This window comes from Streptomyces sp. NBC_00299, assembly GCF_036173045.1.
Taxonomy (GTDB): Bacteria; Actinomycetota; Actinomycetes; order Streptomycetales; family Streptomycetaceae; genus Streptomyces; species Streptomyces machairae.
Map to the genome: position 1 here is coordinate 2,801,846 of NZ_CP108039.1, position 22,357 is coordinate 2,824,202.

A 22,357-nucleotide genomic window follows, 5' to 3' on the forward strand; every position below is an offset into this window, starting at 1 on the left:
AACCGGTCGGATGTCGTTCTGCTGCCGTTCTGGGGTCGAGATGCCGGTCTGCGCCGGAATCCACGTGAGCGTAGCGTGACTGAAGTGTCGCGGTGCGCGAAGGGCGGGGCGCACGCCGTACGCAGATACGTTCCGCTCGACGCCCAGCAGGGTCAGGACGGTCGCTCTACGTGATCACACGAACACCCCAACTGGGGGAATTCTGAAGGGCGTCCGTGTTCCCCCGTACGGCCGAACACGCTCGGTCAGCATCGACTCCGACCGGCGTGAACGGACATCGTCGCCTGGCGTGTCAACTTCCAGCTGTCGCCGTGTCGTTCGACGTAACCAAGTGAGCGGAGTTCGTACAGTCTCGCGATCGCGTCGTCCTCGGTGGTCTGCGCACCGCGCGCGACCTCGTCCGCTCTCGCCGCGCGCCGACCGGGCAGCGCCGCCAGGACTCTGCGCGCCCCGGGCTCCAGCAGATCGCGGGGCAGGACGGGCCCGCGCCGCTCGGGCGCGAGCTCTCCCATGTCGCCGACCAGTTCGACGACCTCCGCGGCGTCGGTGACCAGGACAGCGTCCCCGCGCAGCAGTTCGTGCACGCCCGCCGAGAGGCCGCTGGTGGCCGGGCCCGGGATCCCCATCGTGTGGCGTCCCAACCGCTGGGCTGCCCGTGCCGTGACCAGTGAGCCGCTGCGATGGGCGGCCTCGACGACGACCGTGCCCCGCGTCAGGGCCGCGATCACCCGGTTCCGCACGATGAACCTGCTGGGCGTCGGATGGTCCCCCGGCGGCAGCTCGCCGATCACGAGTCCCTGTTCCGCGATCCTGTTGATCAGCTGGGTGTGCCCGCGCGGGTAGGGCCGGTCGACGCCGCAGGCGAGCACGGCGACGGTGGCTCCGCCGGAGCCGAGGGCACCGCGATGAGCGGCACCGTCGACCCCGTAGGCGCCGCCGGACACGACCACCCAGCCCCGCTCGGCGAGCCCGCCGGCGAGGGTGGCCGCCATGTGTGCGCCGTACTCGGTGCAGGCGCGGGCCCCGACTACGGCCACAGAGCGCAACGCCCACAACCGCAGACTGGCCCGCCCGCGCACCCACAGCCCGAGGGGCCGGGCGTCCCCAAGGTCGTCGAGCTGCCCCGGCCACTCGATGTCCCCGGGGCACAGAAACCGCACGCCGGCCTCCTGGGCGACGGCGAGGTCCCTGCCGGGCTCGGCCGCCAGCCCCCGGGCCCGCAGCCCGTCCCACCGCTTGTAACCGACCCCCGGCAAGGCCTCCGCCCCCTCCCGCAGGCGCCGCACCACCTCCCCCACGCCGTACTCCCGCACCCACCGTCCGGCGACCTCGTCCCCGGGCTCGACGACCCGGCTGAGAAAGACCCGGCCGAGCAGTTCGTCGTCCGGATCCCCGGTGCCGTTCACGTCAGCGCCCCGATGGCCATGGGCACGCCGCGCGGCACGCCGGTGCGCAGTTGCAGTGCCAGGGCGACGTCCGTCGCGTCGGGCCGGTCGTGGCCGACCAGGTCGGCGACGGTCCACGCGACCCGCAGCACACGGTCGAGTCCTCGTGCGGTCAGTACGCCGCGTTCCAGGTTCCGTTCCGCCTCGTCCATGGCGCCGACCGCCGCGTACCAACGGCTGCGCAGCTCCCGGCCGGGGATCTCGCTGTTGGTCCGCCACGGGGTACCGGCGAGCCGGTCCGACGCCCGCTCACGCGCTGCACGGACCCGGTCGGCGACCGTGGACGTGGACTCGCCCCGGGCCCCGCGCTCGGTCAGCTGGGCGCGCGTGACTCGGTCCACCTCGACCCGGAGGTCGACCCGGTCGAGCAGCGGCCCCGACAGCCGTGCCTGATAGCGGCGGATCGCCGAGGGCGGGCACTCGCACAGGTCGCCGGTCCGGGAGAAGCGGCCGCAGGGGCAGGGGTTGGCCGCGAGGACCATCAGGAACTTCGCCGGGAAGCGCACCACGCCCGCGCTGCGTGCGATCACGACGTGCCCCGCTTCCAGCGGCTGCCGCAGGGCGTCGAGGGCATGGCTGTTGAACTCCGGCGTCTCGTCCAGGAAGAGGACCCCTCGGTGGGAGAGCGACACCGCGCCGGGCCGGGCGATGCCGGCGCCGCCGCCGACGAGGGCCTGCATGGTTGCCGAGTGATGCGGTGCGCAGTAGGGAGCCACGTCGATCAGGGGCTTGCCCGGGGGGAGCAGCCCCGCCACCGAGTGGACTGCCGTGACCTCCAGCGACTCCTGCCTGCTGAGCCGGGGCAGGATGGCCGGCAGCCGCTCCGCGAGCATCGTCTTGCCCGCGCCGGGCGGTCCTTCGAGGAACAGGTGATGCCCGCCCGCCGCGGCGACCTCCACGGCCGTCCGCGCCGAGATCTGGCCCACCACGTCGGCGAGGTCGTGCCCGTGGTCGGGCTCGGTGGCACCCATGCTGTGCATGCCCGTGGCCGCGCCCGTGCCCGGCATTCGCAGACCGGCGAGCAGCGGATCCGGGCGGCCCTGTTCCTCCGGTGCCTCGTCGGGCACGGGTTCGTCCGCGAGGACGGCGATCAGCTGGCGCAGACTGCGCACACCGAGTACGGACACGCCCGGCACCAGCGAGGCCTCGGCCGCGGCGCACTCGGGGACGACGACCTGCTCGTAGCCGGCGTCAGCCGCGGCCAGCACCGCGGGCAGGATGCCCCGCACGGGACGCACTCGTCCGTCCAGGCCCAGCTCACCGATCATCACGATGTCGGCGAGGACCCGTGGATCGATCCTCTCGGCGGCGCCGAGGACGGCGCATGCGACGGCCAGGTCGAAGCCGCTGCCCGCCTTGGGCACCGAGGCCGGGCTGAGCCCGACGGTGAGCTTCTTCTGCGGCCACTCCCCGCCCGAGTTCACGACGGCCGCCCGTACCCGGTCGCGGCTCTCCGAGAGGCTCTTGTCGGGCAGTCCCACCAGGGTGAACGCCGCCACCCCCGGCTCCAGATCCGCCTGGACCTCGACCACAACGCCCTCGACGCCCACCAGAGCGACCGAGCACGTACGCGCGAACCCCATCTCAGGCCACCCCTCGCGCGTGCTCGACCACGGGCGCGCCGCGGTCGGGCAGGACCACGCCGACGAGGTCGATGCGGACGCCTCCGGGTGGAGCCCCGCCATGGGCGTGGATCCAGTGTTCCGCGAGGCCGCGCAGACGCTGCGTCTTCTCGGGGGTGACCGCAGCCATCGGATGCTCGTAGCCACTGGTCCTGCGGGTCTTCACCTCACAGATGACCAGCACGTCGCCATCCCGGGCGACGATGTCGATCTCTCCGGTCCTGCCACAGCGCCAGTTGCGCTCCAGAACCGTCATCCCGGCCTCGACCAGCCGCCGTGCGGCCAGCGTCTCGCCGTACCTGCCCAGTGCGCTGCGTGCGCTTCCCTTGCTCGTGCTCATGTCGGCACCACCTCCGGCGCCAACGATGAGGGCAGCTCAGCGAGCTATTGGATCTTGGTGGACAAGTCCGTGACTGTGGACAACTCGCTCACCCCTGCGGGTGAACCTCACCCGCTCGGAAGCTCGAGATCACTCTTGTTGAGCTCCTCGATGTTCACGTCCTTGAATGTGAGGACCCGAACCTGCTTCACGAACCGGGCCGGCCGGTACATGTCCCACACCCAGGCATCCGCCATGGACACCTCGAAGAACACCTCACCCTGGACCGAGTGCACCTGCATCTCGTAGTCATTGGTCAGGTAGAAACGCCGCTCGGTCTCGATCACGTACTTGAACAGACCGACGACATCGCGGTACTCCCGATAGAGCTTGAGCTCCATCTCGGTCTCGTACTTTTCGAGGTCCTCGGCGCTCATGGCATGTTCCCCTTCAGCCGTGCGATCCCACCATTGTGCGCCAGTCCCGTCCGCACCTAGACAATTTCGGAGTCAAGGGTCACGGGCCCGGCGGGGGGACCTTCGTCGAGCAGTGTGCGCAGTAGCTCGGCGAGTCTGGTCGGATACACCGTCTCATGTGCCTGGGCAAGTTCCCGACACGTCCACCAGCGTGCTCCGGCGACGCTGCGCCGCTCCAGTTCGGTGAGGCCCATGGCCCGGGTCGCCGTCTGCGTCGTACGGGCCAGGTAGTACCACTCGTCCTGGTCCCAGCGACGGCCGGCGAACGGGAACGAGCACATCCGGTGCCACAGCACGGGGCCGAGTTCGACCTCGGTGATGCCGGTCTCCTCGGCGAGTTCCCGCAGTGCGGCCTGAGCACGGCTCTCGTCGCCCTCGACGCCGCCTCCCGGGGTGAACCACCAGTCGTCGGACGGATCCTCCGGCTCATGGCCGTGCAGCAGCAGAATGCGGTCCTGCGGGTCGAGGAGGACGACTCGGGCGACCTTGCGCAGTCCGCCGTCGTACGAGTCGCCGTACGGCCCGTTCCCGAGGCCTGTCCCGCCGTACGGCCCGTTCCCCGCACCCGTCGCCTCAGCGGGCACCCGCGGGCTCCGTACGGGTCTGGGAGCGCTTGCTCATGCGTTTCGCGATCGGGCCATAGGCGCCGCCGGCCAGGACGAGCACGCCTCCGCCGACGATCAGCACGACCATCGTCCGCAACGGCCCCGGCGACGACAGCGCACCGAGCTGCTCGAAGCTCGTGGCGGGCTCCAGCATGCCGTCCACGGGCCAGACCACGGCGTCCACACGGGCCGACACGGCGCTGCGAGCCACGGTGCCCTTGGCGGCGTCCGTAAGGTGGGCCGTGGAGTCCAGGGAGCCGCTGCGCTCGTCGCCGAGCAGGAAGAGCCTGTCCTTCGGCACCGTCACCGTCGGGAAGTTCTGGAGCTCGGCCAGGCCGTCCTCGGCCAGGTAGGGCTCGTCGATCTGCTTGCCGTTGACGGTCAGCTTGCCGTCGGTGCAGCAGGCGACCGTGTCGCCGCCGACGGCGACGACGCGCTTGACGACGGGTGCGTTGCTCACCCAGGTCTTGTCGGTGAAGACGACGACGTCACCACGGCGTACCTCACCGCCGTCGACGCGCTGGGCCAGCACCCGATCGCCCGCGCCGATCGTCGGCGCCATCGAACTGGTGGGCACGGTGTACGGCCGGTAGACCACCACTCCCCAGGCGAACCCGCCCAGGAACAGCACCAGGCCCAGCGCCACGGCCAGTCCGGACAACCGCTCTCCGGTCCGGCTGCCCGCCGGGCCACTGCTCGCGCCACCGCCACGCGGCGCCGTACGTATCGTGCTCTCGCCACCCATGGGTCCGCACCCTACCCGGCGGTACCGACAGCGGGCAGCCCCTCCTGAGCGCCCGGGGCCACCGGCTCGGCAAAGCTTTCCCAAGCTCTCCGCAGCGGGGGCCTCGTCCCAGGAAGGGCGTCAGGCGGTCAGTGGGTCTGCGTCGCCTTGATCCGCTGCCGGCGCCACAGCACCAGCGGCACCGCACCGGCGAGCGCAAGGCCCTGCGGGGCGACCGTGAGAGCGGCGGACGGGGCGCTCAGGTTCTGCTCGAAGGTGTCCGGGACCGGCAGGTTGTCCCAGCGGTTGATCGGCCAGGCGATCACGATGGCGCGGCCGACGACCTCGTCGACGGGGACCATGCCGTGGTTCTTGTCGGACTGGTTGTAACGCGAGTCCCGGGAGTTCTGCCGGTGGTCGCCCATGACCCAGATCTTGCCCTCGGGGACCTTGACCTTGAACTGGCCGCCCTGGTCGTCCTGGCTGCAGGGGGTGTTGCCCGGGTAGACGTACGGCTCGTTCAGCGCCTTGCCGTTGACCAGCAGCGGGCCGGTGCCCTCGCACTGGATCGTGTCGCCGCCGACGCCGACGACACGCTTGATGAGGTCCTTCTCCTCGGCGGACGGCATCAGGCCGATCCAGCTGAGGAAGGTCTGCAGCGCATTGGGGTCGGGAGTGGGCTCACCCGCCAGCCACTGGTCGGGGTCGTGGAAGACGACGACCTCGCCGCGCTCGGGCTCAGAGCCGAACCAGGGGGTGAGCTTGTCGACCAGGACGCGGTCACCCTGCTGGAGGGTGTTCTGCATCGAGTCGGAGGGGATCGAGAACGCCTGCACCAGGAACGTCTTGATCAGCAGCGCGAGGACGAGCGCGATACCGATCAGGATGGGCAGCTCCTTCCAGAAGGAGCGCTGCTTCTTCGACTGGGGGGAGGCCCCGCCCGACCCCTGACCGTCGGTCGGCGGCTGCCCGCCGGACCCTTCGCCGCCGCCGGCCGCTCCGGGGTCATTCCCGGAGGTCACGGCGCCGTCCGCGGCCGGGTCGGCTGCTCCCACGGGGCGTCCGCGGTGCTCCTCGCCGTCGTGCCCGGATCGTGCGCCAACCGCCACATCCCCCACGCCAACTCCTCACTCTGTGCCGCTGCCTGACCGAGAGACGGTGCAGGCCCACTACTCCCATAACGAGCGGGAGTTCCGCAGGGCTCGGGAGCTGAATCGTTCCGATCGATTCGTCGGAAGCAACCCTATGCGACTGCTGGGCGGCCGCGGTCGACCCGGTCGCCGCGTCGGACACCGATGCGTAAGTTTTAGGTTCCTCGAGTGAGTTCCAGTGACCGAAGGGCCAGGCGATGACCATGGCCCGTCCCACGACCTCGGCCTCGGAGACCGTGCCGCTGTAGCCCTGGTTCTGGTGCACACGGGAGTCCGCGGAGTTGGCGCGGTGGTCGCCCATCACCCACAGCCGGCCCTGCGGGACGGTGATGTCGAACTTCGAGTCGGAGGGGGCGTTGCCGGGGTAGAGATAGTCCTCGTTCAGGGGAACGCCGTTGACGGTGACTCGCCCCTGCGTGTCACAGCACTTGACGCGGTCGCCGCCGACCCCGACGACACGCTTGATGAGGTCCTTCTCGTCCTCGGACGGCAGCAGGCCGATGAAGGTGAGCGCCTCCTTGACCTGCTTGATGACGACGGGGTCCTCCTTCTTCACCGTCGTCTGCTCGTCCCGCAGCCAGCCGCCGGGGTCCTTGAAGACGACGACGTCCCCGCGCTGCGGCTCGGAGCCGAACCAGGGGGTGAGCTTGTCGACCAGGACGCGGTCGCCGATCTGGATCGTCTGCTCCATCGAGCCGGACGGGATCACGAAGGCCTGGACGAGGAAGGTCTTCAGGACCAGCGCTATGAGGACCGCGACGCCGACGAGGAGGGGTATCTCCTTGATCGCGGAGCGCCTGCGGCGGCGCTTGACCTTGCGCTGGAGCTTGCGCCGCTCCGCGCGCGTACGTCCGCCTGCGGGGCTGGCTGCGCGCCGGGAACCGGTGGGCAGCAGATTTTCGGCGGGGCTGCTCGGGACGCCGCGCGGTTTGCCTCGGTTACCCATGCGCGCCCTCCGCTGCGGGCACGCGCGCGTAGGCGTCCGGACGGTCCAGGCGGGTCCAGTGGGCGGTCGGCCATACGATCCAGTCGACGCGGCCGATGACGTCGTCGAGCGGGATCATGCCGCCGCCGGGCGAGCCGAGATGGTCGCGGGAGTCGCTGGACTCGCTGCGGTGGTCGCCGAGAACGAACAAGGTGCCGTCGGGCACGACGACGTCGAAGGGCACCGTGGACGGGCTGTCGCCGGGGTACAGGTACGTCGACTCGTCGACCGACCGGCCGTTCACCTGGATCCTCCCCTCCTTGTCGCAGCAGACCACGTGGTCTCCCCCCACACCCACAACGCGCTTGACGTAGTCCGCATCCCCGAAGTACCCAGTTCCGTCGAACACGACAACATCGCCGCGTCGCGGCTCGGCACCGAAACGGTACGCCAACTTATTTACGAGAACGCGGTCGCCGACCCTCAATCCGGACTCCATGGATCCGCTGGGAATCTCGAACGGCCGTAGCACGAACGTGTTGAGCAGCAGCAGAAAGACCAGGAAGACCAGCAGGGTCAGGCTGATCCGCCCGCCCGGGACCCACTCGGTGATCCGCGACACCAACGCGAAGCGCGACCGGCCCTCCTGTCCCTCGGTGTCCGAGATCGCCTCGGAGTCGGAAGGGCGGGAGGAGCGGTCGCGCTCCGTCGGCTGTGCTTCGGTGTCCATCGGGGCCAGATGTTATCCGGCCCCGCTGAGGACCCCGCGGGGGCGAGCCCCCGAAAGCGCTCAGTTCTCGCGCTTCTCCTTGATCTTCGCCGCCTTGCCGCGCAGGTCACGCAGGTAGTACAGCTTGGCGCGACGCACGTCACCGCGGGTCACGAGCTCGATCTTCTCGACGATCGGAGTGTGCACCGGGAAGGTGCGCTCGACGCCGACGGAGAAGGAGACCTTGCGGACCGTGAAGGTCTCGCGAACGCCGGCGCCCTGGCGGCGGATCACAACGCCCTTGAACTGCTGCACTCGGGAGCGGTTGCCCTCGATGACGCGGACGTGGACGTTGACGGTGTCGCCCGGGCGGAAGGCCGGGACGTCGCTGCGCAGCGACGCGGAGTCGACGGAGTCGAGCAGGTGAGACATTTCGTCTGCTTTCTTCACCCATGCCACAGGTCATAGGCGGGAGATAGGTTCTTCGTGAGGTTGCTGTTCGCGTCGGGGCGGGCGTCGTGTCCCCCTGTGGCAGGGGCGCATGCCGGACGGCGCACAACAGCGGCCTATTCTTCCACGCCCTCGGTCCTGCGCCAAAATCGGCCGAACCGCTCCCCCTCCGGGTCGGGCATCCAGCCCAGGATGGAGAGCATCTCGCGGTCCTTCTTGTCGAAGGCCTTGGGGTCGCAACGCTCGATCAGGTCGGGCCGGTTGGCCGTCGTACGTCTGAGCGCCTCGTCACGCCGCCAGCGGGCGATCTTGCCGTGGTGGCCGCTGAGCAGCACGTCGGGGATGTCCCGGCCGCGCCACTCGGGCGGCTTGGTGTAGACGGGGCCCTCCAGGAGGCTCGCCATCGCGCCGGGCGCGAAGGAGTCGTCCCGGTGGGACTCGGCGTTGCCCAGGACGCCGGGCAGCAGGCGTGCCACGGCTTCGGTGATGACCAGTACGGCCGCCTCGCCGCCGGCGAGGACGTAGTCCCCGATGGACACCTCGTGCACCGGCATACGGGTCGCGTACTCGTCGATCACCCGGCGGTCGATGCCCTCGTAGCGCGCCGGTGTGAAGATCAGCCAGGGCCGCTCGGAGAGTTCGACGGCGAGTTCCTGGGTGAAGGGGCGGCCGCTGGGGGTGGGGACGATCAGAGTGGGGCCGCCGGAGCCCGTCTCGTAGCCGTCGGCCAGGACGGAGTCCAGGGCGTCACCCCAGGGGTCGGTCTTCATGACCATGCCGGGGCCGCCGCCGTACGGGGTGTCGTCGACCGTGTTGTGGCGGTCGTACGTCCAGCTACGCAGGTCGTGCACCTGGACGTTCAGCTGCCCACGCGCGCGTGCCTTGCCGACGAGGGAGACGTTCAGGGGCTCCAGGTACTCGGGGAAGATCGTGACGACGTCGAGCCGCATCAGCCCTCGGCCTCCGCATCGCGGGCCGAGGCGATCTCCGCGTTGTCGTCGATCAGACCCGGGGGCGGGGTGATGACGGCGCGCTGCTCCTCCAGGTCGATCTCGGTGACGATCGCCTCGACGAAGGGGATCATCACCTCGCTCCCGTCGGGCCGCTCCACGATGAAGAGGTCCTGGGACGGCAGGTGCGAGATCTCGGTGATACGACCGACCTCGATGCCGTCCGCGGTCACCACGTCCAGGTCCATGAGCTGGTGGTCGTAGTACTCGTCCTCCTCCTCGGGCAGCTCGTCCGGGTCGACCTCGGCGATGAGGAGGGTGTTGCGCAGCGCCTCGGCGGCGGTGCGGTCCTTGACCCCCTCGAAGCGCAGGAGGAGGCGGCCGCTGTGGACGCGGCCGGTCTCGATGGTGAGCGGCCCGGTGGCGGCCGGGTCGGTGGCCAGGACGGCGCCGGGGGCGAGCCGCAGTTCCGGCTCGTCGGTGCGAACCTCGACGGTGACCTCGCCCTTGATGCCGTGGGCGCGGCCGATCCGTGCGACTACCAGCTGCACTGTGCTTGCTCTCCTGTCATGCGACTGGCCGTACGACGCGTACGACGGCCATGAACCGCCCGTACGACTACGGGCCGGGGACGGCCCAGAGGCCCTCCCCGGCCCGAGCCGGTGCTGCGTTCGGCGTCAGCGGACGTGGTCCACGTCGACGAGGTCGACACGGACACCGCGGCCGCCGATAGCGCCCACGACGGTGCGCAGAGCGCGTGCGGTGCGGCCATTGCGGCCGATCACCTTACCGAGGTCGTCGGGGTGGACCCGGACCTCCAGCACACGCCCGCGACGCAGGTTGCGCGAGGCGACCTGCACATCGTCCGGGTTGTCGACGATGCCCTTCACGAGGTGCTCGAGAGCCTCCTCGAGCATGCTCAGGCCTCGGCCGACGCGGACTCGGCGGCAGCCTCGTCCTTCTTCTCCGCCTTCTTCTTCTGGGTGATCGCCTCACCCTTGCCCTCGTCCTCGCCGCTGAGGGCCTCGAACGTCGGGCGCGCCTTCTTCGGCTCGGCGACGAGCAGCGGAGCCGGGGCGGGCTCGCCCTTGAACTTCTGCCAGTCGCCGGTCTTCTTCAGAATGGCGAGGACGGGCTCGGTCGGCTGGGCGCCGACACCGAGCCAGTACGCCACGCGCTCGGCGTCGACCTCCATCACCGACGGGTTGTACGTCGGGTGGTACTTGCCGATCTCCTCGATCGCACGGCCGTCACGGCGGGTGCGGGAGTCGGCGACGACGATGCGGTAGTGAGGCGAACGGATCTTGCCCAGACGCTTCAGCTTGATCTTGACTGCCACGGGAGTGGGTTCTCCTGGATTTGACGTGGTTGGGCACGGCGAGATTGCCGCGTGGGGTTGCGGTACCCGAGTGCCCGATGGACGCGTCAGCCGGAGGCGAGAGGGTTCCTGTGCGGCTGTCGAGTACAGCTAGCCATTGTGCCACACCCTGCGGGGCGCTTTTGAGCCGAGGGGCGGGGCGGGTGCCCGGGCATGCCTGAAAGACACCCGGCGAAAGGGACTCCGTCGGGCGGGGGCGCGCAGCCCGGCGCTTTCGGGGTGCCGTCGACGCGACTGCGCAACGGCACCCCGGCGGACGACGCCTCGTACTGAACCGGCAGCCACGAGATGCCGGTGTCCGACGAGACGTCGTTACGCCGCTCCGACCACCTCGGGGATCCGGAACGGCTTCCCGCAGCCGCCGCACACGATCGGCGCCTGCGCCAGCACCGAAGGGACGACCCGGACGTTACGGCCGCAGTCGCAGACCGCCTTGACGCGGACGCCGCCCCCGGAGGAGCCGTGGCGCGCGGCCGGGCCCCGGAAGGTCCTGCTCGTGTCGGCGGAGGTGGCCATCGTGTGGGCCTTCAGGGCGCGCTGGAGGCGTTCGATGGTCGGGCGGTAGCGGCGCTTGGCCTCGGGGTTGAGCGTGACCAGCGAGAAACCGCTGCTCGGGTGCGGCTCCTCGGGGTGATCCAGGCCCAGCTCCTCGGCGACGGCGAGGAATCTGCGGTTGTGGTAGCGGCCGGCACGGGAGGTGTCGCGGACGCCGCGCGCGGCGGCGATGCCATGGACTGCCTCGTGAAGCAGTCGCTCGAAGGAGAGCTCGTGACCGCAAGCGGACGACGACTCCCCGATCAGGGACTCTGGCGCGGCGAGATCCGGCAGCTCGGGGTGGTACCGCTGAATGTCGGCCCACGCCTGCGCCAGCTCTGCGGCGAGTACAGGTGGTGTCTGTGTCGTGCTCACGTAATGACAACGAGCCGGAGTGCCACTGTGTTCCGATTCCGGGGCATCCCAAATAATTTGCACGTACCCGTCAGTTGCGAATGATGCGCCCGGACGAGGGCGGGTGCGCTGATCTGCGGAGAAGCCTCACAGCTCATACCAAGCCGGTGCGTAGTCTGACGTACGCCCCGGCGCGTACGCCCCGTCCACGCGCCGGTGCGGCTGTGGTCCGCGAATGCGCAAGAGGCGTTTCGGCCGCTCTCGTTCCACACGGCGTCGGCTCAGTATGCGCGCGCCACGACGGCGACGTTACCGGGTGCCTCATCGGCGTCCGGCACCGACCCGTCCTCGGCGACCAGACACCGTACGGTCACCGCGTGCTCGGCCAGCCTGGCCTCGCCCTCTTCGCCGAGTGCCGCCCAGGGGATGCGCGCCCAGCCGCCGGCGACGGCCGCCTCGACGGCCTCCCCGATCGTCGTCACGTCGGTGGTGCGGGACTCGCGGCGCTCGCGGGCCTGGGTCAGCAGCAGCGCCTGGTCCTCGTCGAGGACGGCGGGGAGCAGTCGTACGAGATCGTCGAGCGCGATCGGCGTCTTGCCGCCGGGGATGCGGCGGGCCAGCATCGCGGTGCCGTTCTCCAGGTCACGGGGTCCGACCTCGATGCGGACGGGCACGCCCTTGAGCTCCCAGTCGACCGCGCGACGGCCGAAGGGGGTGTCGGTTCGGTCGTCGACGTGGACGCGGATGCCGGCCGCCGTCAGCCGGCCGCCGATCTCGCGGACCTTGGCCAGAACCGCCTCGTCGCCCTTGATGGCGAGGACGACGGCCTGGATCTGCGCGAGGCGCGGCGGGACCCGCAGGCCGTTGTCGTCGCCGTGCATCATGACCAGGGCGCCGATCATGCGGGTGGTCGAGCCCCAGGAGGTCTGCCAGACCAGTTCCTGGGTGCCGTCCTGCGACAGATACGAGGTGTTGAAGGCCTTCGCGAAGTTCTGCCCCAGCTCATGGCTGGTGGCCATCTGCAGGGCCTTGCCGTCGCCCATCATGCCTTCGAGCGTGAGGGTGTTGACGGCGCCGGCGAAGCGCTCCTTGACGGTCTTGCGGCCGGGGACGACGTCCATCGCGAGGACGTTCACCATGAAGTCCTCGTAGACCGCGCGGTGGATGTGCGCGGCGAAGTCGCGGGCGTCCTCGTAGGTGGCGTGCGCGGTGTGGCCCTCCTGCCACAGGAACTCGGTCGTGCGCAGGAAGAGGCGCGGCCTGAGTTCCCAACGGACCACGTTCGCCCACTGGTTGATCAGCAGGGGCAGGTCGCGGTAGCTCTGCACCCACTTCGAGAAGTAGTCGTTGATGATCATCTCGGAGGTGGGGCGGACGACCGCCGGCTCCTCCAGCTCCTTGCCGCCGCCGTGCGTGACGACCGCGAGCTCCGGCGCGAAGCCCTCGACGTGGTCCGCCTCGCGCGTGAGATACGACTGCGGGATGAGGAGGGGGAAGTACGCGTTCTGCGTGCCCGTCGCCTTGATCCGGGAGTCCATTTCGGCCTGCATCCGCTCCCACAGCCCGTACCCGTACGGGCGGATGACCATCGTGCCGCGCACCGGGCCGTTGTCGGCCAGCTCCGCCTTGGCGATCAGATCCTGGTACCAGCGCGGGAAGTCGTCCGCCCGTGGCGTGAGTACGGGTGCCTTTGCCATGGCGTGATGGTACGGGTCCACGTTGCCGGAATGTGAATTTTGGCCACGAACGCTGGGATCTCGCAAGCCGGGCTCCGCGACCCCTGGACGGAGCGTCGGGTGCGGAGTTTCCTGGCATACGGGGGGATGTGAGCGCATGTCACGGGGGCCACGAAATCAGGTACAGCGGCAACTCTCGTCGGATTGGGGCGCTTTAGATGACACCTACGCTCGTGCGGCAGCACCCACCTCATGCGGGCGCGACGCCCCGTGTGAACCCGAGTGCACGCGCGCGTGACTGGTCCGAGATCCAGGAGCGGATGCTGGTTCCGCTCTACGAGGCCGTCTACGAGCGAGTGGAAGTGGGCGCAAGGACCCGGCTGCTGGGCCTCGGCTGCGGCAGCGGGCTCGCCCTGCTGATGGCGGCGTCCAGAGGCGCGGCAGTCACCGGTGTCGAGTCCTCCTCCCACGAACGGCTGGCCCTCGCGCGGCAGCGGCTGCTGCCCGAGGCGTGGGGCACGAGCGCGCGTGGCGAGGCCCGGCTCGTGGACGGCTCGCCCGGGGACCTGGCCGACGCGGCCGACGCGCACACGCCCGCGTACACGCTGGTGACCGCGTTCGAGCCCATCGGGTGCCTGGCGGGTGACTCGGAGGGGCTCGGCGAGGCGCTCGCGGCGGTGACGCCGCTCGCCGAGCGGGGGGCGCCCGTGGTGCTCGCCGGCTGGGGCCCACCGGAGCGCTGCGCCACGTCGTCCGTGCTGCGGGTGGCCACCAAGCTGGCCGATCCCCTGCGCAGTGCGGGCAGTTGGCGCCCCGCCCGGCGCGACGACCTGGAGGAGGTCGCACAGCGCGCGGGCCTCAGGCCCGACGGTTCCGGGCGGGTGGCCTGCCCGTTCGGGTACGCGGACGTCGACAGTGCCGTACGGGGACTGCTGTCGACTGGGCTGTTCGACGCGGCGGTCGCGGCGACCGACCAGGCCCAGGTGGACAAGGAGGTGACGGAGGCGCTGCATCCGCACCTGCGGCAGGACGGCACGGTTTGGATGCCGAACGTGTTCCGGTACCTGATCGCCCGCGTGCCGTGAGCCCTACTGGGCGTCGTCCTTCTTCAGCCGCGTGATCCCCGCGATCCGGTACGCGGCGGCCTCCTCCAGCGTCTCGTTCTCCAGCAGCGCCTCGGCCAGGGCGTTCAACTGCCCGCGATGGTCCCGGAGTTTGCGGCAGGCCTCCTCGTAGCACTCGTCGACGATCCGGCGCATCTCGGAGTCGATCACGTCGAGGGTCTGCGGGGCTGCCGCGAGCCCGTACGCCTGCTGGGCGTCGCTGGGCAGGGCGGACAGCCGGCCCACGCGCTCGCTCATGCCCCAGCGGGCGACCATGGCGCGCGCGATGTTGCTGACCTGTTCGAGGTCGTTCTCCGCGCCCGTGGTGACGACCCCGTAGACCACCTGCTCCGCCGCCATGCCGCCCAGGGCGCCGATGATCCGCCCGCGCAGATAGCCCTCCGAGTGCGCGTACCGCTCCACTTCGGGGGTCGACATCGTCACCCCCAGCGCCCGCCCTCGGGGCACGATGGTGATCTTGCGTACGGGGTCGGCGCCCGGCTGCAGCATGCCGAGGAGGGCGTGTCCGCTCTCGTGGTACGCGGTGCGCCGGCGGTCCTCCTCGGGCATCACCAGGGTGCGCTCGGCGCCGAGCTGCACCTTCTCCAGGGCCTCGGACAGGTCCGGCTGGGTCACCTGGTCCTGCTTGCGCTTGACGGCGAGGAGCGCGGCCTCGTTGGCGAGGTTGGCCAGATCCGCGCCTGTCATGCCCGGGGTGGTGCGGGCCAGCTGGGTCAGGTCCACGTCCTCGGCGAGCGGGATCTCGCGGGTGTGGATGCGCAGGATGGCCTCGCGCCCGCCACGGTCCGGCGGCGCGACGTTGACCACCCGGTCGAAGCGGCCGGGCCGGGTCAGCGCGGGGTCCAGGATGTCGGCGCGGTTCGTCGCCGCGATGACGATCACGCCCTCGGAGCCGGAGAAGCCGTCCATCTCCGTGAGGATCTGGTTCAGCGTCTGCTCGCGCTCGTCGTGGCCGCTCACCGAGGCGCCGCCGCCCCGCATCCGTCCGATGGTGTCGATCTCGTCGATGAAGATGATCGACGGTGCCACCTTGCGGGCTTCGGCGAACAGTTCCCGGACGCGGGACGCGCCGACGCCGACGATCATCTCGATGAACTCGGACGCGGAGGCGGAGAAGAACGGCACGTCCGCCTCGCCCGCCACCGCGCGCGCCAGCAGGGTCTTGCCGGTGCCGGGCGGGCCCGCGAGCAGCACGCCGCGCGGCATCTTCGCGCCCATCCTGCGGTAGGCGTCGGGGTGCTCAAGGAAGTCGACGACGTCGTCCAGCTCGCCCTTGACCTCGTCGATGCCGGCCACATCGGCGAAGGTCGTGCGCTCCTTGCCGGGCTGGAGCTCCACCGGTTTCGGCGGCGCCTTGCGGCCGAGCATGCCGCCCGCGCCGCCCAGGCCGGCGCCCATCCGCCGGGCGACGAAGATCCAGACCGCGAGCAGCAGCGCGATCGGGATCAAGGAGAACAGCAGGTTGGACAGGACGCCGCGCTCCCGCACGACCGGCTCGGCGGTCACCGTCACGTCGCGGCTGCTCAGGTCCTGCCAGAGGTCGTCGTCCGCGAAGGCAGGGCGCTGCGTCTTGAACTTGGTGTAGTCGCCGTCGCCGTCGGGGTTGTCCCGGGCGCTCTTGAGCTCGCCCTGGATCGCGTCGCCCTTGGAGTAGATCTTGGAGACGTTGCCGGCGTCGACCTGCCTGCTGAACTCCGTGTACGAGATGGTCGGCTCGTTGCCCCGGTCGAGATAGGTCAGTCCCACATAGGCGAGCAGGAAGACGATCACCGCGGTGAGGAGCAGGCCCCACCAGCGACCGCGCATCCGTCGGCCGCGGGGCCGCCCGGGCGGCTCGTCCGGCGTGCCCTCGGTGCGCCACGGCTGGTCAGGAGCCTTGCGCGGCGGCGCGGCATTGCTCATATCTGGACGTTACGGCAGATACCGGGTCGTGGCATGCGCTGGGGGCGCCCCCCAGAGCGAGGGGCGCCCCCAGTGACGCAGGAGACGGCGATGGCCGTACGGGACGAGTAAGCCGTACGAAACGAACCGTCAGCCCATGAACTTCTTGAACTCGTCCGGCAGCTCGAAGTCCTGCCCGGCCTGCTGGCCCGGCAGCCCGAAGGCGCCGCCCTCAGCTGCGGCGGCCCGGCGGGCGGCCTCCTCCTGCTCCTGCTGCTTGCGCTTCATCGGGTTGCCGGAGCGCTGCTTGCCCTTGGCCTTCTTCGGCGCCTTCTTGGTGCGGCCGGGGCCGCCACCCATGCCCGGCATCCCCGGCATCCCGGGCATGCCGCCGCCCTGAGCCATGCGGGACATCATCTTGCGGGCCTCGAAGAACCGCTCGACGAGGTTCTTGACCGCGCTGACCTCGACACCGGAACCGCGGGCGATACGGGCGCGCCGCGAGCCGTTGATGATCGTCGGCTCCTGGCGCTCGCCCGGCGTCATCGACTTGATGATCGCGGCCGTGCGGTCGACGTCCCGCTCGTCGAGGTTGTTGATCTGGTCCTTGATCTGGCCCATGCCCGGGAGCATGCCGAGCAGCTTGGAGATGGAGCCCATCTTCCTGACCTGCTCCATCTGGGCCAGGAAGTCGTCGAGGGTGAAGTCCTGGCCCTTCTTGGAGGCCAGCTTCTCGGCCATCTTCTGGGCTTCGGCCTGGTCGAAGGTCTTCTCCGCCTGCTCGATCAGGGTGAGCAGGTCACCCATGTCGAGGATGCGGGAGGCCATCCGGTCCGGGTGGAAGGCGTCGAACTCGTCGAGCTTCTCGCCGTTCGACGCGAACATGATCGGCTTGCCGGTGATCTGCCGGATCGACAGGGCCGCACCACCGCGGGCGTCACCGTCGAGCTTGGAGAGCACCACGCCGTCGAAGCCGACGCCGTCGCGGAAGGCCTCCGCGGTGTTGACCGCGTCCTGACCGATCATCGCGTCGACGACGAAGAGGATCTCGTCCGGCGAGACCGCGTCCCGGATGTCGGCGGCCTGCTGCATCATCTCCTGGTCGATGCCCAGGCGGCCGGCGGTGTCCACGATCACGATGTCGTGGACCTTGGTCTTCGCGTGCTCGATGGAGTCCTTGGCGACCTTGACCGGGTCACCCACGCCGTTGCCGGGCTCGGGCGCGTAGACCGCGACGCCGGCGCGCTCGGCGACGACGCTCAGCTGGTTCACGGCGTTCGGGCGCTGAAGGTCACAGGCCACCAGCAGCGGCGAGTGGCCCTGCTCCTTCAGCCAGCGGCCGAGCTTGCCCGCAAGGGTGGTCTTACCGGCACCCTGCAGACCGGCCAGCATGATCACGGTGGGCGGCTGCTTCGCGAACCGCAGGCGACGGGTCTCCCCGCCCAGGATCGTGACGAGCTCGTCGTTGACGATCTTCAGAACCTGCTGGGCCGGGTTCAGCGCCTTGGAGACCTCGACGCCGAGCGCACGCTCCTTGACGTTCTTGATGAACGTGCGGACGACGGGCAGCGCCACGTCCGCTTCGAGGAGGGCGATGCGGATCTCGCGCGCGGTCGCGTCGATGTCCGCCTCGGAGAGCCGTCCCTTGCCGCGCAGGTTCTTGAAAGTCGCTGAGAGGCGATCGGAAAGAGTATCGAACACGGCGCTCGCGGTCCTCGGGGTCGGTGGCGGCTGGCAATCGCCCTCCAGGGTATCCCGGCGACGCAGGTTGCCGGGATACCCGTTCAGCCCCGCAACGTCTCCTCCAGCTTGCGGGCCACGGAGGCCGCCTCTTCCCTGGGCAGCGGCGCTCCCTCGGGCCCTGTGACATAGAACGCGTCGACGGCGTTGGCACCAAGGGTGCTGACATGGGCACTGCGCACCCGCACGCTCGCGTCCTCCAGTGCCCGGCCGATCCGGAACAGCAGCCCGGGGGCGTCCTGGGCCCGTACCTCGATCACCGTGGCCAGCCGGGAGGCGGCCGGGTGGACGGACACCCTCGGTGGCGGCGCCACCACGCCCCGGCGGCGCGGGTACGCCGCGTCCCGCTCGGCGAGACGGCCCGCGATGTCCAGTGAGCCGTCCAGGGCGCGTACGAGGTCGGCGCGCAGCCGGGTGGCCTGCGGCAGGGAGCCGTACTCGGCGGCGACCCGCCAGTTCAGCAGCAGGACGGAGCCCTCGACGCCGTCCGGGAGATCCAGGGCACGCAGTTCCGCGGTGCGGACGGTCAGCCGGTGCATCGCCAGGACACCGGCCACCGCGGGCAGCACGCCCGGCTGGTCCGGTACGGCGATCAGGAGCTCCACACCGAGCGGCTCGGGATCACCGGCAGGCTGCCCCTCGGTCGGCGGCTCGGTCTGGGCGCGCAGCGCCAGCACCGGGCTGCCGGTGGCGATCGCCTCCAGGGCGAGCCGCTCCTGCTCCGCGGTCGGCGCGGCGGCCTCGGGCTCGGAGGGGTCGTCCCCGGCGAGTACGGCCGCGACCCGTTTCACCAGGTCGGCGACGAGGGATCCGCGCCACGACGACCAGGCCGCCGGACCGGTGGCCAGGGCGTCCGCCTCGGTCAGGGCGTGCAGCAGCTCCAGCGTGCCCTGCGAACCCACCGCCTCGGCGACCGAGCGCACGGTGGCCGGGTCCTCCAGGTCGCGCCGGGTGGCCGTGTCGACGAGGAGCAGGTGATGGCGTACGAGGGTGGAGAGCACGCTCACGTCGTCGCGGTCGAAGCCGATGCGCCCGGCCACGTCCTTGGCGATGATCTCGCCGGCCACCGAGTGGTCGCCGGGCCACCCCTTGCCGATGTCGTGCAGCAGCGCGGCGACCAGGAGGAGGTCGGGGCGGTGGACGCGGCGGGTGAACTCGGAGGCGCGCACCGCGGTCTCGATCAGATGACGGTCGACGGTCCAGATGTGCACGGCGTTGCGCTGCGGGCGGCAGCGGACCCGCTCCCAGTCGGGCAGCAGGCGGGTGATCAGCCCCTCGGCCTCCAGCGCCTCCCAGACGTCGACGGTGGGGCTCCCGGAGCCGAGCAGGGTGACCAGTTGCTCGCGCGCCTCGGCGGGCCAGGGTGTGGGCAGCGGGCGGACGGCGGCCGCCATGCGGCGTACGGCATGCAGGGAGAGCGGGAGTCCGGCCTGCGCGGCGGCGGCCGCGGCGCGCAGCGGGAGCACGGGGTCGCGTTCGGGGCGGGCGGCGCGGGCGAGCACCACCTCGCCGTCCTGCTCGACCACGCCTTCGGCCAGCGGGGAGCGCTCGATGGTCGGCTTCCCGCCACCCAGCATGGCGCGCAGACGCGGCCGCACGGCGCGCGACCGCAAAACGCGCCCCACTTCACGCCAAGTGACATCACTCGCATACGAGATGACCCGCGCCGCCTCGTACACCTGCCGCAGCAGCGTGTCGGCGTCGAGCAGTCCGAGTTCGGCGGCGACCTGGTCCTGCTCCTGCAGGGCGAGCCGGTCGGTCGCGCGCCCGGTGGTCAGGTGCAGGGCGTCCCGCACGTCGAGCAGCCGGCGCCGGGCGTCGTCGAGGCCCTCGCGCGGGGCGTCGGCCAGCCAGGAGGCGGCGACGGCGCGCAGGATGGTGGCGTCCCGCAGGCCGCCGCGGGCTTCCTTGAGGTCGGGTTCCAGGAGGTACTGCAACTCGCCCTGGCGCTCGGCGCGTTCGGCGGAGAGCTCCTGGAGTTCGGGCAGCCGCTTGGGCGCCTGGTTGCGCCAGTCGGCCAGGACCGCCGTCCGCAGTCCGGCCGTGAGGCCCAGGTCGCCCGCGATGTGCCGGGCGTCCAGCAGGCCCAGCTGGACCTTGAGGTCCTCGCCGGCCGTCCTGCGTGCCTCGGCCGGCGTGCGCACCGAGTGGTCGAGGGCCAGGCCGAGGTCCCAGACGGGGTACCAGATGCGGTCGGCCAGGGCGGCCACCGCCTTGCTGTCGCCGTCGTCGTGCAGCAGGAGCAGGTCCAGGTCGCTGCGCGGGGACAGCTCGCCGCGGCCGTATCCGCCGACGGCGATCAGGGAGACACCGCGCATCCCCTCGGCGCCGGCGGCGAACAGGCCGGTCAGCCAGTCGTCGGTCAGTTCCGCGAGGGCGGTACGGCGCGGCGGCCCGGACCGCGCCCCCTCGGTGAGGAGGCGCAGCCGGGCCGCCGCGTAGCCGCTGGGTCCCGAGTCCTCTGCATCCTTGCGAACGTCCGTGCCCGTCACCCAGCGACTCCTGTTCTGTTTCCCTTGCTTCAGAGCGCGTCCGGGCCGCGCTCACCGGTGCGGACCCGTACGGCCGTCTCGACCGGGAGGGACCAGACCTTGCCGTCACCGATCTTGCCGGTACGGGCGGCCTTGACGATGACGTCGATCAGTTGCTCGGCGTCGTCGTCCTCGGCCAGGACCTCGATGCGGATCTTCGGGACCAGGTCGACGGTGTACTCGGCACCGCGGTAGACCTCGGTGTGGCCCCGCTGACGACCGTAGCCGCTCGCCTCGGTGACCGTCAGGCCGTGCACGCCGAAGGCCTGGAGGGCTTCCTTGATCTCGTCGAGCCGGTGGGGCTTGACGACGGCGGTGATGAGCTTCATGCGTCCACCTTCTTGCTCGCTGCTGCCGCGACCGGGGCCGGGGAGGCGGTACGGGCGGCACCGCCGCCGGCGCCGCTGAAGTCGTATGCGGTCTCGGCGTGCTCGGCCTGGTCGATGCCGGCGACCTCGTCGTCCTCGGGGACCCGCATTCCGATGGTCTTGTCGAGGATGAAGGCGAGGATCGCGGAGACGACCAGCGAGTAGGCCAGGACCGCGAAGACACCGGCGCACTGCTTCCAGAACTGGTCGAGGCCGCCGCCGTAGAAGAGACCCTTGACCTCGGACTGGCCCTTGCCGCTGGCGAAGAAGCCGATCAGCAGGGAGCCGACGACTCCGCCGACCAGGTGGACGCCGACCACGTCGAGCGAGTCGTCGTAGCCGAGCTTGTACTTCAGGCCCACGGCCATGGCGCACAGCAGACCGGCGATGGCGCCGACGGCGATCGCGCCGAGCGGGCTGACCGCGCCGCCGGCGGGAGTGATGGCGACCAGACCGGCGACCGCGCCGGAGGCGGCGCCCAGCGTGGTGAACGCGCCGTGGCGGATCTTCTCGTAGATCAGCCAGGCCAGCATGGCCGCGGCGGTGGCGACCTGCGTGTTGACGAACATCAGCGCGCCGACGCCGTCGTCGTTGCCGAGCCACGAGCCGGCGTTGAAGCCGAACCAGCCGAACCACAGCAGACCGGCGCCGAGCATGACCAGCGGAAGGCTGTGCGGACGCATCGGGTCCTTCTTGAAGCCGACGCGCTTGCCGATGACGAGGATCACGCCGAGTGCCGCGGCACCCGCGTTGATGTGGACCGCCGTACCACCGGCGAAGTCGATCACGCCCAGTTCGAAGGCCCAGCCGCCGGCGCCCCAGACCCAGTGCGCGACCGGGAAGTAGACGACCGTGGCCCACAGGGCGATGAACAGCGCCCACGCGGTGAACTTCACGCGGTCGGCCAGCGCACCGCTGATCAGGGCCGGAGTGATGATCGCGAACATCAGCTGGAAGACCAGGAAGACGAAGATCGGGATGGTGTACCCGTCCCACAGCTGCGTCAGGCCGATGTTGCTGAGGCCGACCCAGTCCGAATTCCAGCCGATGAGGCTGCCGGAGTCGGTGCCGAACGCCATGGAGAAGCCGTACAGCACCCACAGGATGGTGACGATCCCCAGGCTGATGAAGCTCATCATCAGCATGTTCAGGGTGCTCTTGACGCGGACCATGCCTCCGTAGAAGAAGGCCAGGCCGGGGGTCATGAGCATCACCAGGGCGGAACAGATGAGCATGAAGCCTGTGTTGGCGGACGACAGCGTGGGTGCGTCCGCCGCAAGCGTGATGGCGGCTGATGCCATCGGCGTCTCCTCGTCGATTGGTACGGCCCCGTGCGGGCGAAGCCTGAGCGGAATGAGGGGTGGGCCGGTTATGCGCCATGAGATTGGCGCAGCG

22 protein-coding genes are annotated in these 22,357 nt (G+C 70.6%); 1 reads left to right on the forward strand and 21 read right to left on the reverse strand.

The window, feature by feature from the left end:
• Positions 1 to 245: 245 nt before the first annotated feature.
• From dprA to proS, 16 genes are all read right to left on the reverse strand, one after another.
• Positions 246 to 1,406 (reverse strand): DNA-processing protein DprA, encoded by a 1,161-nt coding sequence (gene dprA / locus OHT51_RS12130; RefSeq protein WP_328878933.1) that lies wholly within the window; start codon positions 1,404 to 1,406, stop codon positions 246 to 248.
• Entirely contained in the window at positions 1,403 to 3,028 is a 1,626-nt protein-coding gene (locus tag OHT51_RS12135) for a YifB family Mg chelatase-like AAA ATPase (RefSeq protein WP_328878934.1), read from the reverse strand. Before OHT51_RS12135 ends, dprA begins: the two co-directional genes overlap by 4 nt.
• A gap of 1 nt (position 3,029) precedes the next feature.
• Positions 3,030 to 3,407, reverse strand: coding sequence for a YraN family protein (locus OHT51_RS12140; protein ID WP_328878935.1), 378 nt, complete (start codon positions 3,405 to 3,407; stop codon positions 3,030 to 3,032).
• Between the two features lie 107 nt (positions 3,408 to 3,514).
• Positions 3,515 to 3,823, reverse strand: coding sequence for a DUF2469 domain-containing protein (locus tag OHT51_RS12145; RefSeq protein ID WP_003993268.1), 309 nt, complete (start codon positions 3,821 to 3,823; stop codon positions 3,515 to 3,517).
• A 56-nt stretch (positions 3,824 to 3,879) separates the two neighbouring features.
• Positions 3,880 to 4,446 carry an NUDIX hydrolase gene (locus OHT51_RS12150; RefSeq protein WP_443052464.1) on the reverse strand — a complete coding sequence of 189 codons (567 nt, stop codon included), beginning with the start codon at positions 4,444 to 4,446 and terminating at the stop codon, positions 3,880 to 3,882.
• Complete coding sequence (gene lepB / locus OHT51_RS12155) at positions 4,436 to 5,212, reverse strand: signal peptidase I (protein WP_328878936.1); 777 nt, start codon at positions 5,210 to 5,212, stop codon at positions 4,436 to 4,438. The genes OHT51_RS12150 and lepB (OHT51_RS12155) overlap by 11 nt, the downstream gene beginning before the upstream one ends.
• A 128-nt stretch (positions 5,213 to 5,340) precedes the next feature.
• Entirely contained in the window at positions 5,341 to 6,309 is a 969-nt protein-coding gene (gene lepB / locus OHT51_RS12160; protein ID WP_328878937.1) for a signal peptidase I, read from the reverse strand.
• Entirely contained in the window at positions 6,197 to 7,288 is a 1,092-nt protein-coding gene (gene lepB / locus OHT51_RS12165) for a signal peptidase I (RefSeq protein ID WP_328878938.1), read from the reverse strand. Before lepB (OHT51_RS12165) ends, lepB (OHT51_RS12160) begins: the two co-directional genes overlap by 113 nt.
• Entirely contained in the window at positions 7,281 to 7,997 is a 717-nt protein-coding gene (lepB, locus tag OHT51_RS12170; protein WP_328878939.1) for a signal peptidase I, read from the reverse strand. Before lepB (OHT51_RS12170) ends, lepB (OHT51_RS12165) begins: the two co-directional genes overlap by 8 nt.
• Before the next feature lie 60 nt (positions 7,998 to 8,057).
• A complete protein-coding gene (gene rplS / locus OHT51_RS12175; RefSeq protein ID WP_328422921.1) occupies positions 8,058 to 8,408 on the reverse strand; it encodes a 50S ribosomal protein L19 in 351 nt (116 codons plus the stop codon).
• 134 nt (positions 8,409 to 8,542) lie between these two features.
• Positions 8,543 to 9,376, reverse strand: a complete 834-nt coding sequence (gene trmD / locus OHT51_RS12180; protein WP_328878940.1) for a tRNA (guanosine(37)-N1)-methyltransferase TrmD — start codon at positions 9,374 to 9,376, stop codon at positions 8,543 to 8,545.
• On the reverse strand, positions 9,376 to 9,927 hold the full coding sequence (gene rimM / locus OHT51_RS12185) for a ribosome maturation factor RimM (RefSeq protein ID WP_328878941.1): 552 nt from the start codon (positions 9,925 to 9,927) through the stop codon (positions 9,376 to 9,378). The genes trmD and rimM overlap by 1 nt, the downstream gene beginning before the upstream one ends.
• 126 nt (positions 9,928 to 10,053) lie before the next feature.
• On the reverse strand, positions 10,054 to 10,293 hold the full coding sequence (locus OHT51_RS12190) for an RNA-binding protein (protein ID WP_003973401.1): 240 nt from the start codon (positions 10,291 to 10,293) through the stop codon (positions 10,054 to 10,056).
• Positions 10,294 to 10,295: 2 nt separating this feature from the next.
• Complete coding sequence (rpsP, locus tag OHT51_RS12195; protein ID WP_328878942.1) at positions 10,296 to 10,715, reverse strand: 30S ribosomal protein S16; 420 nt, start codon at positions 10,713 to 10,715, stop codon at positions 10,296 to 10,298.
• Between the two features lie 351 nt (positions 10,716 to 11,066).
• A complete protein-coding gene (locus OHT51_RS12200; protein ID WP_328878943.1) occupies positions 11,067 to 11,663 on the reverse strand; it encodes a hypothetical protein in 597 nt (198 codons plus the stop codon).
• 260 nt (positions 11,664 to 11,923) lie between these two features.
• Positions 11,924 to 13,339 (reverse strand): proline--tRNA ligase, encoded by a 1,416-nt coding sequence (proS, locus tag OHT51_RS12205; protein ID WP_328878944.1) that lies wholly within the window; start codon positions 13,337 to 13,339, stop codon positions 11,924 to 11,926.
• A gap of 197 nt (positions 13,340 to 13,536) precedes the next feature.
• On the opposite strand from proS, the gene OHT51_RS12210 reads away from it, so the two are divergent.
• Positions 13,537 to 14,403: an SAM-dependent methyltransferase gene (locus OHT51_RS12210; RefSeq protein WP_328878945.1), complete on the forward strand. Its 867-nt coding sequence runs from the start codon at positions 13,537 to 13,539 to the stop codon at positions 14,401 to 14,403.
• Between the two features lie 3 nt (positions 14,404 to 14,406).
• On the opposite strand, the gene ftsH is transcribed toward OHT51_RS12210, so the two are convergent.
• The 5 genes from ftsH to OHT51_RS12235 all read right to left on the reverse strand — a co-directional run bounded on the left by ftsH (position 14,407) and on the right by OHT51_RS12235 (position 22,263).
• Positions 14,407 to 16,344: an ATP-dependent zinc metalloprotease FtsH gene (gene ftsH, locus OHT51_RS12215; protein ID WP_328878946.1), complete on the reverse strand. Its 1,938-nt coding sequence runs from the start codon at positions 16,342 to 16,344 to the stop codon at positions 14,407 to 14,409.
• A gap of 129 nt (positions 16,345 to 16,473) precedes the next feature.
• Complete coding sequence (gene ffh / locus OHT51_RS12220) at positions 16,474 to 18,024, reverse strand: signal recognition particle protein (RefSeq protein ID WP_328878947.1); 1,551 nt, start codon at positions 18,022 to 18,024, stop codon at positions 16,474 to 16,476.
• Positions 18,025 to 18,107: 83 nt separating this feature from the next.
• Positions 18,108 to 20,555 carry a [protein-PII] uridylyltransferase gene (locus OHT51_RS12225; RefSeq protein ID WP_328878948.1) on the reverse strand — a complete coding sequence of 816 codons (2,448 nt, stop codon included), beginning with the start codon at positions 20,553 to 20,555 and terminating at the stop codon, positions 18,108 to 18,110.
• A gap of 29 nt (positions 20,556 to 20,584) precedes the next feature.
• Positions 20,585 to 20,923, reverse strand: coding sequence for a P-II family nitrogen regulator (locus OHT51_RS12230; protein ID WP_003997576.1), 339 nt, complete (start codon positions 20,921 to 20,923; stop codon positions 20,585 to 20,587).
• A complete protein-coding gene (locus OHT51_RS12235) occupies positions 20,920 to 22,263 on the reverse strand; it encodes an ammonium transporter (RefSeq protein ID WP_328878949.1) in 1,344 nt (447 codons plus the stop codon). Before OHT51_RS12235 ends, OHT51_RS12230 begins: the two co-directional genes overlap by 4 nt.
• Positions 22,264 to 22,357: the final 94 nt, after the last annotated feature.

What these genes read in the sequence shown, in the direction of transcription:
- OHT51_RS12145 (WP_003993268.1), bottom strand. Translation starts at nt 3,823, where the DNA reads ATGAGCGCCGAGGACCTCGAAAAGTACGAGACCGAGATGGAGCTCAAG.
- proS (WP_328878944.1), bottom strand. Translation starts at nt 13,339, where the DNA reads ATGGCAAAGGCACCCGTACTCACGCCACGGGCGGACGACTTCCCGCGC.
- OHT51_RS12235 (WP_328878949.1), bottom strand. Translation starts at nt 22,263, where the DNA reads ATGGCATCAGCCGCCATCACGCTTGCGGCGGACGCACCCACGCTGTCG.
- rplS (WP_328422921.1), bottom strand. Translation starts at nt 8,408, where the DNA reads ATGTCTCACCTGCTCGACTCCGTCGACTCCGCGTCGCTGCGCAGCGAC.
- lepB (WP_328878938.1), bottom strand. Translation starts at nt 7,288, where the DNA reads ATGGGTAACCGAGGCAAACCGCGCGGCGTCCCGAGCAGCCCCGCCGAA.
- OHT51_RS12190 (WP_003973401.1), bottom strand. Translation starts at nt 10,293, where the DNA reads ATGCTCGAGGAGGCTCTCGAGCACCTCGTGAAGGGCATCGTCGACAAC.
- OHT51_RS12210 (WP_328878945.1), top strand. Translation starts at nt 13,537, where the DNA reads ATGACACCTACGCTCGTGCGGCAGCACCCACCTCATGCGGGCGCGACG.
- OHT51_RS12140 (WP_328878935.1), bottom strand. Translation starts at nt 3,407, where the DNA reads ATGAGCACGAGCAAGGGAAGCGCACGCAGCGCACTGGGCAGGTACGGC.
- ftsH (WP_328878946.1), bottom strand. Translation starts at nt 16,344, where the DNA reads ATGAGCAATGCCGCGCCGCCGCGCAAGGCTCCTGACCAGCCGTGGCGC.
- trmD (WP_328878940.1), bottom strand. Translation starts at nt 9,376, where the DNA reads ATGCGGCTCGACGTCGTCACGATCTTCCCCGAGTACCTGGAGCCCCTG.
- OHT51_RS12135 (WP_328878934.1), bottom strand. Translation starts at nt 3,028, where the DNA reads ATGGGGTTCGCGCGTACGTGCTCGGTCGCTCTGGTGGGCGTCGAGGGC.
- lepB (WP_328878936.1), bottom strand. Translation starts at nt 5,212, where the DNA reads ATGGGTGGCGAGAGCACGATACGTACGGCGCCGCGTGGCGGTGGCGCG.
- OHT51_RS12230 (WP_003997576.1), bottom strand. Translation starts at nt 20,923, where the DNA reads ATGAAGCTCATCACCGCCGTCGTCAAGCCCCACCGGCTCGACGAGATC.
- lepB (WP_328878939.1), bottom strand. Translation starts at nt 7,997, where the DNA reads ATGGACACCGAAGCACAGCCGACGGAGCGCGACCGCTCCTCCCGCCCT.